The following is a 17621-nucleotide window of genomic DNA, read 5'->3' as shown; positions in this document are numbered from 1 at the left end:
TAAATAATACTATATGCAAGCTGCTATTTTCAGTTTGCATTAAAATTCTAATTTCTAATTTCAAAATAATTAAATATGAAAACTCAAACTCTTTTACGTACTACAGCACTCTTTTTAATCATTGCTTTTCAAGGGCAGGCTCAAAAAAATATGGATATCGAAAACAGTCCAAATTTTAGATCACTATCGGGAATTCAAAATAAAGAAGGCAAAAAAATCAAGGAAGGAATTATTTATCGCTCTGGAAACTTCTCCAAATTAACACCTTCAGATGTTGCCAAATTTGATGCTTTACACATCAATACAATAGTAGATTTTAGAAACGATGACGAAATAAAAAAAGATCCTGATTTTATTCCGGCAGGGGAAAAAATTGAAATTAAAAGAGCTAATATCGGTTCTATTAATGGTAAAGAAATGGGGCAATTTATGAAAGTAATGATGGCACCAACATTCAACGAAGCTCAGGTAGATTCTCTAATGATTGTTGCTAACCAAGGATTTGCAGAAAGCGCAAAAGACTTTAAGCCTTTCTTTGATGAAGTGAAGAAAAAAGAAACTGTGGTTTTGTTTCATTGTACAGCTGGTAAAGACAGAACTGGATTTGCTTCTTCTTTATTGTTGCATGTTTTAGATGTATCTGATGAAGAAATCATGAAAGATTATTTAAGATCTAATGAGGCCATCGCAAAAACAGATTTAAGCAAATACAAAGCCTACGGAATTCCGGAAGAAAGAATGGCAAAATTAATGGGCGTAAAACAAGCTTACCTGGAATCAGCCTGGAATGCGGCTATCAAGAAATATGGCAGTATTGATAAAATGCTATTAGTAGAATATGGCATTGATAAAAAAGTCAAAAAACAAATTCAGAAAAAATATTTGGTGAAATAATTGACCAAAACATTGGCATTAAGAGGGCAATTCTAAAATTGGATCATATAAAAAACCTCCAAAAATCAAAAATGATTTATGGAGGTTTCTACTTTATCTAAAAAAATATTTTTTAAACATATACTGATTCAGTATTAATTAAATTGCTCTTTTATAAACAGTTACATCATCTACCCACATCATTACAGTTGAAAATAATTTAATTTTATTAGGGTCAATGAAATTAGAATCTTTGGATCCTACATTCATATTGAAAATAATAGAATGATTTCCAAAATTATTAAAATTAAGATTAGAAACGCTGCTGTTAGTATATTCTGCAACAGTGACATTGTCAACCTTTATGGTTACCGTTACAACATTGTTTTTCATTTTCCAGAAGGACTCATATAAATGCCATCCGTTATTTCCGTTTAAATTAAAATTAGCAGGATAGTTTCTTTCTGCGGAGTTTCCTAATAGATTTGCTCCTGGAGAAGTTCCATAAAAAACATTGGATGTATAACGACTTGCATTGGGTGCAAAAGAGTAAGCTTCCAAAATATCGATTTCTCCTTTGGTTGGCCATCCATTTTGCTGCACAGACCAGAACGCAGGCCAGGCACCGTAAGTTTCTGTAAATGATTTATAAGTTCCGCCCTCCATCGCTACTAGTTTAATATTGGCAGAAAGCATATACTCTGTATTATTTTCAGGTTTGTATTGGTAATTAGACGAAATGAACCCGGATTGATACTTGTACGTGCTCAATTTTGTTGTCTTGATTTCCAAACATTGTTTTCCGTCTCTCCATTGTGTCGTTGGAACTGAGCTTGAATAATCGCAATACCACGAATTATAATCTGCACGTTGTTCCTTTGTCCATTGAGACAAACTTGAGCCTACATTAAATGTATCTTCAAATTGTTTGACCCATGGCGCACCTGCTACTTTGTTTGTACTACTTTTTGTATTTAAGCTTGCTGATTGCTCTTTTGCAGTTGGACTTACGTCATCTGCGCAGGAAGCAAATCCTAAACTTAATACACAGGTCACTGTTAATGCTATTAAATTTAATTTTTTCATAATTTAATTTTTTGGTTAATTAATAGTTGAAGTAAAGCATTATCTTTTAGGTAATTAATCTAAGCCTTCCAGAAATCCTGTATGAGCGCTTTTAATTGCAAAATTGGAGTCATACAATAAAGGCCAGTCATTTCCAGGATGGTTAAGTTCTGTACTAAAAGGAATCCATGATTCGTTATCTTTCATTCCCCAAATAGTTAAGGCATATTTATTTGCTGCAGGAAGCGCATTATAAAGTTTTACAATCTCCTTGTATTTTTCTTTTTGAGCCAGTCTTCTTTCGTTGGTAAAAGTCGTAATGTCATTAGACTGATTGACTTGTATGTCTAATTCCGAAACATGAATTTTCAGACCTTTTGCTGCAGCCCTGTTAAGATCAGTTTCTATTTGTGCTTTTGTTGGGCTTAAATAGGTATTATGCATTTGAAAACCAACACCATCGATACTATTACCTGCTTTTAAATCATCTACAATACTAAAAACTTTATCTTGTTTTGGGATATTCGTTGAAGTTGCATAATCATTATAAAACAACAATAATTGGGTATCGCCCGCTGCAACAGCTGCATTTCTGGCCCACTGAAAACAATCTTTCACATAATTGGCTCCCATTCTCTGAAGAAAAATAGTATTTCTCATTGCACCGCCATTGTCATCTACAGCTTCGTTAACCACATCCCAGGATTTTACTTTTCCTGCATAATGTGTAACCACATCTGTAATGTACTTTTTAACTTCTGCTGCAAATTCGGCATCGGTACCTGAAAAATTCTTCAACCAGGTTGGTACTGAATTATGCCATACCAAAGCATGACCGTGAACATTGATTCCGTTTGTATTTCCGTAAGCAACAATTTTATCTGCTACAGTCCAGTTGTAAACACCGCTTGCGGTTGAAATCTGATCCATTTTCATTTCGTATTCGGCAGAAATACTACTGAATTCATTTTTTAAAATAACATCATAAGGACTTCCTGTAGTCAATTGCGAAGCTTTTATCGCCATACCAATAAAAAACGGATTAGCCAGTTTATTGGCTTTTACTTTTAAAAATGTAGGATCTTCAGGAATGTCGCTGGAACCTGTAGTTACAACACTGATAACATTTGAATATCCTGAAATTTCAGTCTCTGTTTTGGCTCTCACTCTATAATAATATTGAGTTCCGCCTGCTAATCCAACCACAACTTCGTTTAAATCGGTCACTGGTTTTGCTTGATAGTTGGAAACAAAAGTGCTGAAATTTTCGTTTGTAGAAACATCCAAAAGATAGCTTTTTGAATTCGAGACGTAGTTCCATTTGGCTTTAAAACCATGATCGTTTACGTCTTTTGGTGCATTTGCAACTGGCGTTTCTAAAGCAGCAACAGTTTCGTTGTCGTCTTTAGAGCAGGCATTTAGAAAAAAGAAAAAGCTGGCCAGCACTAATAAAAATTTAATTTTCATACTGTTTTTTTATTTTAGAATATCCTTTATTATGTCGAATACTCTTGTTTTATAATTTCTGTTTTATGAAGAGGCTGCTTTTTTGATCACAGCCTCTTTTTTCTTTAGAGCTTAAAATACAATCATTACTTATTTGTAACGAACTTTAATATTATCGTATTTTATTATGGTTGGATTAGGTGTGTCTGATTGCACTATACCTACTTTGATTTCATTAACTTTAGAAGCATCCAGCGTAGTGGCAGGATCTCCAAAGCCATAATTATCTTTAAAATCAGCTAAAGTTAGGGTCTTGGTAGTCCAGTTAACATCGGTTATTTTAAAATTATAGCCATAGTTTTTATTATCAATCGTATTTAATTGAATGGCAAATTGTGCTCCTACAACATTGGCACTTACATCAATATCAATAAATGTTTTTGTTGCATCATTATTCGCGGCGCTTAGGAAATTAGCTCCACCGCCTGCACTGCTTCCGTTATAGCCATTAGCATTTGAGCCAGCCCACACAAGAGTTGCATAATTACCTGTTGGCCCATTTGCAGTACTTGCGTTAAAACTATCTTTATCTCCATAAGCATCCCAATTCGTTCTTGTACCATTTCCGTCAAAATCAGATACAATAACAATAATTTCCGGAGTAACAGGAGGTAGAAGCTGTATTACTTTTTTTGCGATACCTCCCGGTGTAGTAAGTATTAATTCTGAACCAAAAACAGCATCTTCTGGTACTCCAATAATGATTGAAGAAGATGATTTTAGCGTATAACTTACTGGTTTTCCTGCTAAGGTTACCGATGAAATATTATAGAACCACGTTCCCTGAATTTCTAACGGAAATCCCGGAGTTGCTATAGCAGGATCTGTTTTTGTAAGTGTTGGAACGGGTTGTAAAAGCTCAATGTTTTTAGTTACAGAACCTGTTGCTGTTACAAATGTAATGGGCTGTACTCCAAATCGGCTGCCTAGTTTATCATCAAAAGGAATGGTGAAAATAAACGATTTATCAGAATTGTAATTGATATTGAAACCGATATCAATTTTATTGTCGAGCGTAATCTTTTTTAAGCCCTCTAAGCCCTTCCCTTCGACTCTGACTTTATTGGATGGAAATGCCTGATTGAGTAAATCTCCCGGTTCAGCAACCATTGCGTCTACATTTGCAGTAACTGCGTCGTCATTTTGACAAGCTGTAAAAGAAACTAATGTCAAAAGAATTAAAATGCTATATTTTATTTTATTAATCATAGTGTAAATTAATTAAAGTTAAAAGGAACCGGAGCCTCTAATAATGATGGATTAGTATCAATAGCAGACTGCGGTAATGGAAGTTCGAAATAATTACTTCCGGGAGTTATTTTTACAGAAACCAAATCGGTTCTGTCATCATTGGAATAAAAACCAGCTTCCTGCTGCGAAATAACTGCTGTTGCCTCGGCAAGTCCACGACGTTTTAAATCGAAGAAATATTGTCCTTCAAGAGCAAACTCCACTCTTCTTTCATTAAATAAATCATTTCTTGTAAGTATCATTTTAGGAGGTAATCCTGCTCTCGATCTTACTTGATTAAAAGTGCTTAAAGCAGCAGCAGAAGTTGTAGAAGGTGCTCCTGCCATAATCGCCTCAGAATTCATTAATAAAACGTCAGAATATCGTAATATAATGGTGTTTTGTGATGTTCTCATAAAAAACACATCGTTTCTTTCGGCAGCAGAACCTACAATGTATTTTCTGAAATTAGCTGCTGTCGAAGAGTATATTTTTTTATAAAGAAAACCGCCTTGACTTTTTAATAATTCAGGATAATAGTCTCCATCTGTCATGATGGTATTCTTTTTTCTCGTATCATTTGGCTCAAAGCTACCTTGCAATGAAATAGAAGGAAGATAAACTCCCCAGCCGTCACCACCACCAGTAATTCCTGTACCTCCTGGAACTATATATGCCTGATTGGTATTTTGCGTTCCCCATTCTGTTGCAATTGCTTTCCATTGCAGGGCAAACATGCTCTCGTTACTATTATTATTTTCCGGACTGCTAAATAAGTTTCCGTAGTCCTGAATTAAGGTATATTGGTTTCCAATAATTTGCTGTGTTAAAGCGGCACATTCTGCATATTCATTCAAAGTTAAATGCACTTTTGCAAGAATCCCCATGGCAGTAAATTTGGTCACGTATCCTTTTTTTACTGATTTTTCAGGTAAATTTGCGACAGCAAATTCTAAATCCCGTTTGATGAATTTGTAAACATCTGCAACAAGATTTCTTTTTGGTTGTGCTGCAGAACCTGCTTTGCTAATGATAGGCACTGCACCAAAAGTTCTTACCAGATAGAAATAAGCATTTGCTCTCATAAATCGTGATATCGCAATAGCATTTTTATACGATGCTTCAGGCAATTCGCTTTTTCTGTCTTCGACTAAACTCATTAAATTATTAGACTGATCGATAACCGAAAACAGTGAAACGTATCCTTCTGTCAGGATTGGGTTTTGCGAGGTTACCTGAGCATCTTTAAATTGTGAATAAGCACCATCAAATGTAAAGGCGTTGCCGGCGTACATATCGCCTACAGCAATCAGGAATTTATCATTAAAGGTAAACCATGGTTTAAAATACAAACTCTCGGCGATTCCGTCAAAAGCTGTAACTCCTTCGGGCAAATCGGCTGGTGTTAATTGATTTTCAGATGGCGCATCCAAAAAATCATCTGAACAGGAAAATAAAGACAGCAATGGTATGAGCATTCCCATCATAAAAAGTTTAAAAAGTTTTTTCATAACTATTTTTTTATGTTAACGATGAAGTTAAATGTGTTTTTTATCAATTTTAAAATTCCAGATTCAATCCCAGAGAAGTTGTTCTTGGCACAGGATAACGTCCTAAATCAATACCGCTTAGCGTTATGTTTTGGTCTAAGTTTCCTAGTGCAGGGTCGAAACCTGAATATTTGGTGAATGTGTACAGGTTCTGAACATTCACATACAATCTTACTTTGGATATAAAAGAATTATCGAATATTTTGCTTGGTAAATCGTAGCTTAAAGAAACGTTTTGAATTCTTAAATAAGAACCATCTTCCACAAATCTATTCGAGATTCGGCCATTACCATTTGGGTCGTTAAGCGTAATTCTTGGTACAGTGGTATTTTCGTTTACACCAGCTTCAAAAGCATTTGATACTTCGGTACTAACATTTCCAAATCGGTCTCCAAATCCCGGATAAATACCATCAGTATAATGACGTGTAAAATTGTAAATCTGGTTGCCCTGACTTCCTGTTAAGACCACAGATAAACTAAGGTTTTTGTATTTAAAGTTGTTCGTAAATGCATAAGTAAAATCAGGAATTGCATCTCCTATCGCGGTTTGATCTTTAGCATCGATTTTGCCATCGTTGTTCAAATCTTTAAAACGAACATCTCCAATTCCTGTTCCTGTTTCCTGGATTGGCCCTGCTGCTAATTCAGCTGCATTTTTAAATAATCCGTCGGTCTTATAACCATAAAATTGTCCTACCGGCTGTCCTTCAGTCGTTCTGGTAACGTTGTACAAATCAAATTGCACTTTTCCTAATAATGATTTTCCTTCGCCTTGAAAACGAGTAAGTTCATTATTGTATTTTGAAAAAATAATGGTACTGTCCCAGGTGAAATTTTCGGTTAAGATATTTCTTGTATTCAAAGTAAGTTCGATTCCTTTAGTTACAATTTCACCCGTATTCAGGTAATAATTTAGTGCACTTTGATTCGATTCGTCATTGATTTGTTTCGTAAGGAAATCAGATGAATTTTTGATGTAATAATCAAAATCTAATTTTACTCTGTTATTCACCATTGCTATTTCAAAACCAGCATTGAAAGATTTTAGTGACTCCCATTTTATATCCGGATTTCCTAAGTTGTCTATTGTTGGAGATACGCCTCCAAAAGGAGATGAAAGCAATGATAAAATAGTCTGGTATCTGTTTGCCGGAATATTTTGGTTTCCTACGAGACCGTAACCTGCTCTAAATTTTAAATAATTAATGTTCCTTGTTAAAGGCTCAAAGAATTTTTCGTTACTAACCGTCCAACCTCCGGAAAAAGAAGGAAAATAACCCCATTTGTTATTAGGTCCAAAGTTGGAAGAAGCATCTGCTCTTAAAGAAGCGGTAAAAGAATATCGATCAGAAAAACTATAATTTAATCTCGTAATATAAGATGCCATAGACCATCTGCCAGAACCATTCCCGTTAAGCGCAGTATCAATATCACCAATATTTAAGTTCGTGAAATCTTTATTTAAAAACTCACCCGTTCTGTAACCGCTTAGGTATTCATATCGGCTTTCCTGAGCTTCCTGGCCTAATAAAAAAGTAAAATTGTGTTTCTCACTGATCGTTTTATTATAAGTCAGGTAGTTTTTAATGTTCCAATAATAACTTTGATCTTGTTGTTTGAATGATTTGTTTAAAAGTTCAGATACGTTTCCTAAAGTGTATTTAGGTACAAAAGTGCTGCTTTTTGCAAAATTCAGATCGTATCCTAATTCTGATCTGAAAACCAATCCTTTGATGATCGTAAAATCGGCAAACAAATTACCATTAATTTTAAATCTTTCTGTAGTCGAATTATTATATTCTGCCAAAGCAATTGGGTTTGTTGCCTCATTTGCAGAAGAACCTAAACCGCTTACTGGTCCGGCATAAGAACCATCAGAAGTTCTAACCGGCAATTCTGGAGATTGTCTTAACGCATTCATTACTAAACCACCTCTGTCGTCATTTCTTACTACTTGTTGCGATGATTTACTTACCGATAAGTTGTTACCAATTTTCAGCCATGATTTCACATTAGAATCTACATTTAATCGCATAGATAATCTGTTAAAATTAGAATTGGAAACAATTCCTTCCTGATCAAAATAATTTAAAGAAGTATAATAACGCGTTCCATCTTTTTCTCCAGAGAATGATAATTGATGGTTGTACAATGTAGCAGTTCTAAAAAGTTCATCCTGCCAGTCTGTTCCATTACCCAATAAATCTGGTTTTTGGTACTGAAAAGGAACAGGCTCTCCGTTTAATTTGAATATTTTTGCCTGATACTTAGCATATTCAGGTAAGTTTAAAACATCAACAGTATTGGTTACCTGCTGCGTAGCCAAATAGGTTTCATAAGTAAATTTTGATTTTCCTTTTTTTCCTTTTTTAGTGGTAATCAAAACAACTCCATTTGCACCATTCGCACCATATATTGCTGTAGCCGATGCATCTTTTAAGATATCAATAGTTTCGATATCCGAAATGTTTAAACCCGATAAAGCTGAGTTTTTAGTTTGCCCGTTTCCTCCCCCTAATGCGCTGAAAGAAAATGAGTCGTTGTTTTTATCTGCAAAAACAGGTGTTCCGTCAATAACATATAACGGTTCATTACCATTGATAGAAGTGATTCCACGAATTTGAACAGAAATCCCTCCTCCTGGCGTCCCTGAATTTTGAGTAACATTTACACCTGCAGCTTTACCTACAAGTGCCTGATCAATAGACGTAAAGGGCTTGTCCTGAATTTCAGAAGCCTTAATAGAGGAAACTGCACCATTTATATCTTTTCTTTTTGAAGTTCCGTAACCTATAACCACTACTTCATTTAATTTTTCGAGGTCGCTTACCATAACTACCTGCATCACAGATTTAGGGTCTGCCGGCAATGATAAATTTTTATATCCTACATAACTAAAAAGCAACAGTGCCTTAGGTTCTACATTATTTAAAACAAAACTACCGTCAAAATCGGTAACTGTTGCGTTTTTTGTTCCTTGTACTATTACACTAACACCCGGTAGGCTGGCTCCCCCCGATGTTACTTTACCTTTAATAGTTTGAGCAAAGAAAAAATTTCCCCACATACATACTATTAAACACAATAGTTTTTTTAATGTTCTTTTCTGCATAAAATTTGGTTTAGAGTTTAAGTTAAATAATTAGTTGGAAAACATTTAATAGAAGGTCTGTTGTAAGCTCATCATGAGAAAAAATGACGACAGATTTTTTTCTTAAATATTTCTTAACGAAAGTAGAATGTAGAGGAGTGCTATTGTAGAATAGATGAAGCATATTGTGCAACAGATGATGCAAAAAGAACATATGATACCCTTTTACGGCTCAAAAAGCGCCTAAAAACAAGAAAACAGTCGCTGAGATATTGCTAAAATTTTTGGTTAAAAAATATTGTTAGTTTAAAAAAAGAGATAATATTTTTAATATATAGCTTTTTATTGGGTTTCAAAACCATTCGTTTTTTAAGGAAATTACCTCATAAAAAAAGAGCTTCAATTTTACAATCGAAGCTCTTTATAATATCATTAATAATTAAAAGAATTACTTTAATCTTTTGTTCTTCTTTCCTGTGTAGGTAAATGTCCGTATTTAATTTTATAACATTTTGCAAAATAGGAAGGCGAAGTAAAACCAACTTTATAGCTAATTTCATTAATATTATTATTTCCTTTTTCGATCAATTGTTTGGCTTTTTCTAATCGTACATTTCTAATAAACTCATTAACAGAAACTCCTGTTAGTGTTTTTATTTTTCGATACAACTGACTTCTGCTCAAAAAGATTTTAGAAGACAAAAGTTCCACAGTCAATTCAGGTTCACTGATATTTTCATTAATAAAATGCAGGATTTTTTGAATGAATTCATTATCGAGTGAAGTTGTTTTTTCTTTACCGTCTTTGGTGATTCCGCTATAAAATTTCTTGAACATGATCTGTCTGCTTGTAATAAGCTGGGCGAGACTCGATTTTAAAATATCCAGCTCAAATGGTTTGCTCAAATACATATCAGCGCCGGAATCGATTCCTTCCAGTCGGTCTTTTACCATTGCTTTTGCCGAGAGCATTAATAAGGGAATATGGCTTGTTTTTAAATCTCCCTTTATGTTTTTACACAATTGTAATCCATCCATTACCGGCATAATAACATCTGTAACGATTAAATCAGGTAATTTCTGAACGGCAAGCTCATAACCTTTCTGACCATTTTCGGCCACAATAACTTTGTATAATTTGCTTAGTTCGTGTTTGAGGTAATTTCTTAATTCAGGATTGTCTTCAACAATTAAAACAGTGTGTGTTTTTGCAGTTTCCACTATAGCATCTTCGATAGATTGATTCGTAAAATCCTCATCTTCAGATGTGTTTTTATTGGGTTCATACAAAAATTTATTTTTATTTTTTTCAATTTTAAAAACCTCGTCAACTATTTCGCTTTTTTTATAAAAAGATTTACCCAAAGGAAAAGTTACCGTAAATTTTGTCCCTTCTCCTACCTCACTTTCAACATCAATTTTACCTTTATGCAGCTCAATAAATTCTTTTACAACCTCCAGACCAATTCCTGTACTTCCATAATAATCTTTGTTTACATTATTGACCTGATAGAATCGATCAAAGATTCGGTTTAAATCTTTTTTACGAATGCCTGAACCGGTATCTGTAATAGTTATCGAAAAGGAAGGAACTTCACTGCCATTTATCAAAAGCGAACTATTGGCATCTGATGTATTGACAGAAACGGTAATGATGCCATTATCCGGAGTAAACTTAAATGCATTTGAAATAATATTAAATAGTATTTTCTCTAACATTTTAGGATCCAGCCAGTCTTCAAGCTCATCAAATGCAGATTCAAAATGAATGGTGATGTTTCGGGCAGCGGCTTCCTCATCAAAATAACCAATGATTCCCTGTGTAAAGGCTACAACTTCAATTTTTTTGGCCTGAAGGAAGATTTTATTAAACTCTAATTTATTAAAATCCATAAGCTCATTGATCAGTCTTGAAAGCCTGTCGGAACTTTTGTGTACTATTTTTAATTTATTATGAATCTCCGGAGATAGATTTTTAGTTCTTAAAATATCTTCAAGAGGATTAATAATTAGTGTTAACGGTGTTCTGAATTCATGTGAAATATTAGTAAAAAACTGCAATTTCTTATTGTTTAATTTCTCAGACTGAATGTTTTTTTCTTTTTCTAAAATTATGGCTTGTTTGGCTTTAAAACGATTTTGATAAATTTTATTCAGGTATATAATCAGGAAAATTATAATAGAAGTATATAATAAATAAGCCCAAAAAGTTTTCCACCACGGAGGCAGGATTTTTATTTTTAATTCTAATGGAGTATTGCTCCAGGAACCATCTGCATTTGCCGATTTTACTTTAAAAACATAATCGCCGGGAGCCAGATTGGTATACGTTGCGGTTCTGTTATTGCCTACATAATTCCAGTCTTTTTCAAAGCCTTGCAGATAATAGGCATATTGATTTTTTTTAGAATAATTATAGTTAATTCCCACATATTCAATCGTAAAAACCGATTGTGTGTAGTTGAGAATAATTTCTTTAGTTTGGGAAATTACTTTACTTAAGGGAGAGGAATCTTCATTTGGTTTTACAGATTTATTGAACAATTTGAAATCGCTGAAATATAATTTTGGCGCTTTTTCTGTTTTTTTGATCTCGTTAGGATTAAAATAATTTACTCCTTCATAACTGCCAAAATACAACTCTCCATTTCCATCTTTAAAAACCGCATTATTATTGAAATCGTTATCAACAAGACCATCATCTTTAGTAAAATTGGTGCTTTTTTTATTTTTGAAATCAAGTTTTGTTAAACCCGATCCGCCGCTTATCCATAAAGATCCGTTGTTATCAGAAATTATAGCGCGAACCGATTTTTCTTTAAAACCCGGAAAGTTATTATAGTTCGAAAACGTCCTGTGTTTTTTATTATAATTAAACAATCCTTCGCCATCTGTTCCTATCCATATCGTTTTATCGTTAGACTCATAAATCGATAAAATAGTCTGAATGCTGTTGTACTTCGTTTTGTCTTTGAACATGGCATCACGCATATTGGTCACTTTAAAATCAGAGTCGTTTTTTAAACTTACCTGATACAAGCCTAAGATGGTTCCTACCCACAAAACATTATCAGAGTCTACAAAAACTTTACGAATAAAAGCGTTGTCTAAAGCATTTTCTATAAATGATTTCGACTCACAATGAACAAATGTATTGTTCTTATTATCATAATAATGCAATCCTTTTATAAAAGTTCCAATCCAGATTCGGCCATTTGAATCTTCAGAAAAACTAAAAACGCGATTCGATTTTAATCCTGGAGTGTTTGCTGTATTGTAGTTTATGAATCGCGTAGTGCCATTTTTCAAAAAGTAGATGCCGCGATCCCAGCTTCCTATCCAGATATTTTGTTTACTGTCTATAAATATGGACTGAATATCAACAGCATCTAAACCAGAATAGTAGCTTTGATTGTTTTTGTTGACATGAATGTAACTTTTATTGCTAAGATTATAAATATCAAGACCTCCGCCTTCATTACTGATTAACAGATTTCCTTTTTTATCTTTTATAATCGAAGTTACATAACTGGTTTGAAGTGAATTATCGTTATTTACCTGTGATTCAAGCGAATTGAATTTGTTATTGGGTTTGTCAAATACGCCAAGTCCTTTATTAAAATAGCCCAACCAAAGTCGTTTTTCTTTATCCTCGTATAAAGACCAAACCGAATTGGATTTTAAACTAAAGTCATTATACTTACTATGCAAATATTTTTGGAGTACTTGTCCTTTATAATTGACAACCAATAATCCGTCATTTTCTGTACCGCAAATGATATAGTCGTGACTGCTTTCTATAATCGATAAGATTTTGTTTTTGGTAATAGCATAATTCTCAAATTGGTAATTATCTGTTTCAGGTTTAATTTTTATCAGGCCGCTTTCAGTCGTTCCCAGCCATATATATCCGTATTTATCTATAACAAGATTTTCGATATCATCTAATAATGGTTCTCTTTTAAATTTGTCTTTATAAACCTGCTTGAGTTTTCCGTTTAAATCAAGTTCTAAAAGTCCATAACTTGTTCCCAGATAAATAATACCCCGTTTATTTTTTACCGAAGATTTTATTAGAAAATTAAATTTGTCCAACACCTTTGACGGAATCAGAGTAGTTTTTAAAGTTTTTTTATTGAGTTTGAATAATCCAAAACCATAAGTTCCCAGAATTAAATTACCATTATTATCCTCAATAATTGTCTTTACGGTAATAGGCTCGTCATAACCTTTTCTGATTACATCTTCAATATTGATTTTAGTAAAATTATCTAAATCCCTGTTGTACAAGCATAAACCATCATCGGTACCCACCCATAAGTTATTATCAGAATCAATAAAGGTTGCATAAATAAAGTTACTGTTTAGTGAACCGGGCTTTTTATTGTATTCATATCCAAAATAATTTACACCATCATATCGATACAAACCCGTGCCGTTTGTACCTATCCAGATAAATCCATTTTTATCCTGAATAATTGAAGAAATGGCTCTTTTTGAAGTAGTTTCCTGTATGCTTCTAAATTGGTAGTTGTCAAATTTGTCCTGAGCAAACAAGCAATTTGCATACACAAAAAAGCATACAAGAATATATTTAATATTTTTCATTTAATAGTATTATTATCAATTTGCTCTGAAAATTAAATTTGAAAATTAACTTCTGTTTATGTATCAACACTAAATGTTGTGGAGAAACATTAAAAATTTTATATTCCCTAATTATTTTTTAACGCAGAGAACGCAAAGGTTTATCGCAGAGTTCACTAAGATTTAAGTCGTGTTTACACAATCTAAGTCCACAAAGCTTTGTGAACTTTGTGTTTTTTTCTAAACTTAATATATTTAAAAAACTTTGCGTTCTCTGTGGTATTTTTTTTATCTCCACAAGTTTTTAGGATTGATCCTGTTTTACGTATATATAAACAATATTAATAAAACTAAACATGAAATAAAGTTTTTAGGTATAAATTTTATCATATTGCCAAAAACCTGAGCTCGATTATTAAGTAATCGTACTCAGGTTATTAGGTTGTTGACTTAAGAATAAATCCCGGTGCTTCGGCCAATGTCATTAAGTTAAGTTTTTATAAACTAAAATTTAATCTCGCAAAACCGCAAAGCTTAAACACAATATTGTCATTTCGACGAAGGAGAAATCCTCGCGAGAAGCTCGACAAAGATTGGATTTTCGTTGCGGAGTCACTTACGAGGATTTCTCCTTCGTCGAAATGACAAAATCTTTACGATTTTTGCGTCTTTGCGAGATTTATTCACTGTAGCATTATATACTCTCCCTTAATTAATGACATTGCGCTTCGGATAATGTCATTAAGTTAAGTTTTTAAAAAATAAAATTATTGCAAATCAAATCCGTTTTTATCCGCGTTTTTACGAAGTAAATATGTTTTATCCGCGTCAAAATTAGACGCTGATTTTACTGATTCGCTAAAGCGAAAACGCTGATAAAAACGGATTTTTCTAATTACTTTCCTGATTAAACTTTTAAGTAATTGAAAAGATTTTGTTTCACACAGATTTAGCAGATCTACGCCGATTTAATTTTAATAATAATCGGCTTAAATCTTTTTAAATCTGCGTTAAAAATCTCAATACTTTAGGACTATGTGAAAGAAACTTGTTTCTCTTTTCGACAACTTTTTTCTATATAACCTATGTTTCTCTGTGTTTAATTTTTTTTAAAAGATTTTATTTTAATTCAAATTTACTGGTAAGTCCTTCATTAGAATTCCATCCAACCATTATATTGAAAAAGCCAGGCTCTGTTAAAAATTTGCCTTCATTGTCATAAAAACCAAGTTCCTTTTCTGTCAATGTAAATTGAATGGTTTTAGTTTCTCCCTTTTTTAATGCAACAAGTTCAAAACCTTTTAATTCTTTTACGGGTCTTACAATACTCGCAACAGCGTCATTTATATACAACTGAACTACTTCTTTACCATCATAATTTCCAGAGTTGGTAACGTCAACACTTACTTGGATTTTTTCTCCTTTTGCAAAAGTTGTTTTGTTGATTTTTAGATTTTTATAATCGAATTTCGTGTAGCTCAAACCAAAACCAAACGGGAACTGAGGCGTTTTCTCCACATCCATATAATGCGACCAGAAAACGTTTTTATCACTGTCAATTGGTCTTCCTGTGTTGTATTTGTTGTAATAAATAGGAACCTGACCCACATTTCTTGGGAAAGAGATTGGCAATTTTCCACTTGGGTTGTAGTCGCCGTATAAAACCTGAGCTACTGCATTTCCGGTTTGGGTTCCTAATTGCCATGCTTCTACAATTGTTGGGATATTTTCTGCAGCCCACGGAATACTCAACGGACGACCATTATTTAAAACCAAAACAATATTTGGATTCACTTTATAAATTTCCTCTAATAATTCCTGCTGTAATCCCGGTAAGTTCAAATCGGTTCTGCTTCTGGCTTCTCCGCTTTGAAATCCGTATTCTCCCAGAACCATCACGACAACATCTGCATTTTTTGCGGCTTTTTTGGCAGCTTCAAAACCGGATCTGTCTGTTGTATTAAAAACTGTTTCTGTTAAAAAAGTAGCTTTTTGCGAAAGTAAATCTGTCCCTTTTTCAAAAACCAATTGATTGTCTTTGTATTGCTGCATTCCTTCTAAAACCGAAATGGCAGTATTGTCATCTGCTGCAATTCTCCAGCTTCCCAACGGACTGTTTTTATCGTTTGCCAAAGCGCCAATCAGAGCGATTTTTTGTCCGGATTTTTTTAGCGGAAGCAAGTTTTTGTCATTCTTTAATAATACGATCGATTTTTTCGCCATATCCAGAACGCCTTCATTATTGGCTTTACTGCCAACAACTTCTTTTTCGCGCTTTTCGTCGCAATATCTGTACGGATCATCAAACAAACCCAATTCAAATTTCACGCGTAGAATTCTGCGAACGGCATCATCAACCAAGGATTCTTTTACTTTTCCTTCTTTTACCAAACCAACTAATTTTGCCACATACAAATACGATTCCATATCCATATCAGAACCTGCAATAACCGCTTTTGCAGTTGCATCTGCTTCATCTTTGGCATAACCGTGCGCGATCATTTCGCGAATCGAAGCATAATCAGAAATTACAAAACCGTCAAACTTCCATTTTCCTTTCAGGATATCTCTTTGCAAAAATGCATTTCCCGTTGCCGGAACGCCATTTAAGGTATTAAAGGAATTCATAAAAGTACGAACTCCCGCTTGTACAGTGGCTTCAAAAGGAGGTAAAACAGAGTTGTATAATTTAGAATTACTAATATCTACCATATTATATTCTAATCCTGCTTCGACAAAACCGTATGCTGCAAAGTGTTTGGCACATGCTGCAATAGTATTTACTTTAGCCAAATCTGCAACAGTTTCTCCCTGAAAACCTTTTATTCTTGCATAACCTATTTTACTTCCAAGATAAGGATCTTCACCCGCACCTTCCATCACACGTCCCCAACGAGCATCATTTGTAATATCGACATTGGGTGCAAAAGTCCAGTTAATACCAGATGCCGAAGCTTCATCTGCAGCAATCGCAGCCGATTTTTTTATCGCTTCCAAATCCCAACTGGCCGCTTCTGCCAACGGAATCGGACTTAACGTTTTATAACCGTGAATTACATCAAAACCTATAATCAACGGGATTCCCAATCGGGTTTCTTCTACCGCAATTTTCTGTACCGTTCGAACTTCTTTTACTCCACGAACTGTAAGCATCGAACCTACCCAGCCTTTTCGTAAATGTTCGTATTTCAGTTCAGCACTTCCTCCTTTTGGAGCCGGTCCCGTTACATCCCAAAATCCGTTGTATTGATTCATTTGTCCCACTTTTTCCTCCAGAGTCATTTCTTTCATCAAAAGTGTAATGCGCTCTTCAACAGGTTTCTTTGTGTCCATATATTTTTTGGTCTGAGCATATCCGTTTGTAAAAACGATAAGCAGTAAAAAGGAATATTTTTTAATTTGTTTTTTCATCATTGTGGTTTAATTTTAGTACAGAGGTTTAGAAATTAGTTAGAAATAATACATTAGTTTTTTGTCATGATCTATTCTGAATACTAACTTTAAAAGTTATATTCCAGTAATTTTTTAGAATTCAGGATTGTAAATGTAGTTTTCCAGTGACAAAAGGAGTAGTAAATTTGAAGCATTATATAAAACAAATGATGTATTTATATAACCCAATAAATCAAACTGATTACTTCTACTAAAAAAACGAAGAATGTTTCCGGATTAGTTCTTTTTATAAAACCGCTCTGCAATTCGAGAAAAGGAATTTA

Annotated in this window: 8 protein-coding genes; 1 reads left to right on the top strand and 7 read right to left on the bottom strand. The window is 33.8% G+C overall.

Going from position 1 to position 17621, the window contains the following annotated elements; all coding sequences use genetic code 11:
- Positions 1 to 75 precede the first annotated feature (75 nt).
- Positions 76 to 894, top strand: coding sequence for a tyrosine-protein phosphatase (locus FLP_RS05310; protein WP_065448482.1), 819 nt, complete (start codon positions 76 to 78; stop codon positions 892 to 894).
- A 138-nt stretch (positions 895 to 1032) separates the two neighbouring features.
- Here FLP_RS05310 and FLP_RS05305 read toward each other — a convergent pair whose 3' ends face one another.
- The 7 genes from FLP_RS05305 to bglX all read right to left on the bottom strand — a co-directional run bounded on the left by FLP_RS05305 (position 1033) and on the right by bglX (position 17316).
- Positions 1033 to 1959, bottom strand: coding sequence for a glycoside hydrolase family 16 protein (locus FLP_RS05305; RefSeq protein ID WP_065448481.1), 927 nt, complete (start codon positions 1957 to 1959; stop codon positions 1033 to 1035).
- 54 nt (positions 1960 to 2013) lie between these two features.
- Positions 2014 to 3405: an endo-1,4-beta-xylanase gene (locus FLP_RS05300; RefSeq protein ID WP_065448480.1), complete on the bottom strand. Its 1392-nt coding sequence runs from the start codon at positions 3403 to 3405 to the stop codon at positions 2014 to 2016.
- Between the two features lie 129 nt (positions 3406 to 3534).
- On the bottom strand, positions 3535 to 4653 hold the full coding sequence (locus FLP_RS05295; protein ID WP_065448479.1) for a hypothetical protein: 1119 nt from the start codon (positions 4651 to 4653) through the stop codon (positions 3535 to 3537).
- An 8-nt stretch (positions 4654 to 4661) separates the two neighbouring features.
- Positions 4662 to 6185: a RagB/SusD family nutrient uptake outer membrane protein gene (locus tag FLP_RS05290; protein WP_065448478.1), complete on the bottom strand. Its 1524-nt coding sequence runs from the start codon at positions 6183 to 6185 to the stop codon at positions 4662 to 4664.
- A gap of 49 nt (positions 6186 to 6234) precedes the next feature.
- Entirely contained in the window at positions 6235 to 9339 is a 3105-nt protein-coding gene (locus tag FLP_RS05285; RefSeq protein WP_065448477.1) for a SusC/RagA family TonB-linked outer membrane protein, read from the bottom strand.
- Positions 9340 to 9771: 432 nt separating this feature from the next.
- The gene (locus tag FLP_RS05280; protein WP_065448476.1) at positions 9772 to 13926 is read right to left on the bottom strand and encodes a two-component regulator propeller domain-containing protein; all 4155 of its coding nucleotides are present in this window, start codon (positions 13924 to 13926) and stop codon (positions 9772 to 9774) included.
- 1098 nt (positions 13927 to 15024) lie between these two features.
- Positions 15025 to 17316 carry a beta-glucosidase BglX gene (gene bglX, locus FLP_RS05275; RefSeq protein WP_065448475.1) on the bottom strand — a complete coding sequence of 764 codons (2292 nt, stop codon included), beginning with the start codon at positions 17314 to 17316 and terminating at the stop codon, positions 15025 to 15027.
- Between the last annotated feature and the right edge of the window lie 305 nt (positions 17317 to 17621).

The sequence above is a fragment of the Flavobacterium piscis genome (assembly GCF_001686925.1).
GTDB classification, from domain to species: Bacteria; Bacteroidota; Bacteroidia; order Flavobacteriales; family Flavobacteriaceae; genus Flavobacterium; species Flavobacterium piscis.
This window is presented reverse-complemented; position numbering and strand designations above follow the sequence as displayed.

Coding starts and splice junctions, on each gene's coding strand:
- FLP_RS05310 (WP_065448482.1), top strand. CDS start 76: ATGAAAACTCAAACTCTTTTACGTACTACAGCACTCTTTTTAATCATT.
- FLP_RS05305 (WP_065448481.1), bottom strand. CDS start 1,959: ATGAAAAAATTAAATTTAATAGCATTAACAGTGACCTGTGTATTAAGT.
- FLP_RS05300 (WP_065448480.1), bottom strand. CDS start 3,405: ATGAAAATTAAATTTTTATTAGTGCTGGCCAGCTTTTTCTTTTTTCTA.
- FLP_RS05295 (WP_065448479.1), bottom strand. CDS start 4,653: ATGATTAATAAAATAAAATATAGCATTTTAATTCTTTTGACATTAGTT.
- FLP_RS05290 (WP_065448478.1), bottom strand. CDS start 6,185: ATGAAAAAACTTTTTAAACTTTTTATGATGGGAATGCTCATACCATTG.
- FLP_RS05285 (WP_065448477.1), bottom strand. CDS start 9,339: ATGCAGAAAAGAACATTAAAAAAACTATTGTGTTTAATAGTATGTATG.
- FLP_RS05280 (WP_065448476.1), bottom strand. CDS start 13,926: ATGAAAAATATTAAATATATTCTTGTATGCTTTTTTGTGTATGCAAAT.
- bglX (WP_065448475.1), bottom strand. CDS start 17,316: ATGAAAAAACAAATTAAAAAATATTCCTTTTTACTGCTTATCGTTTTT.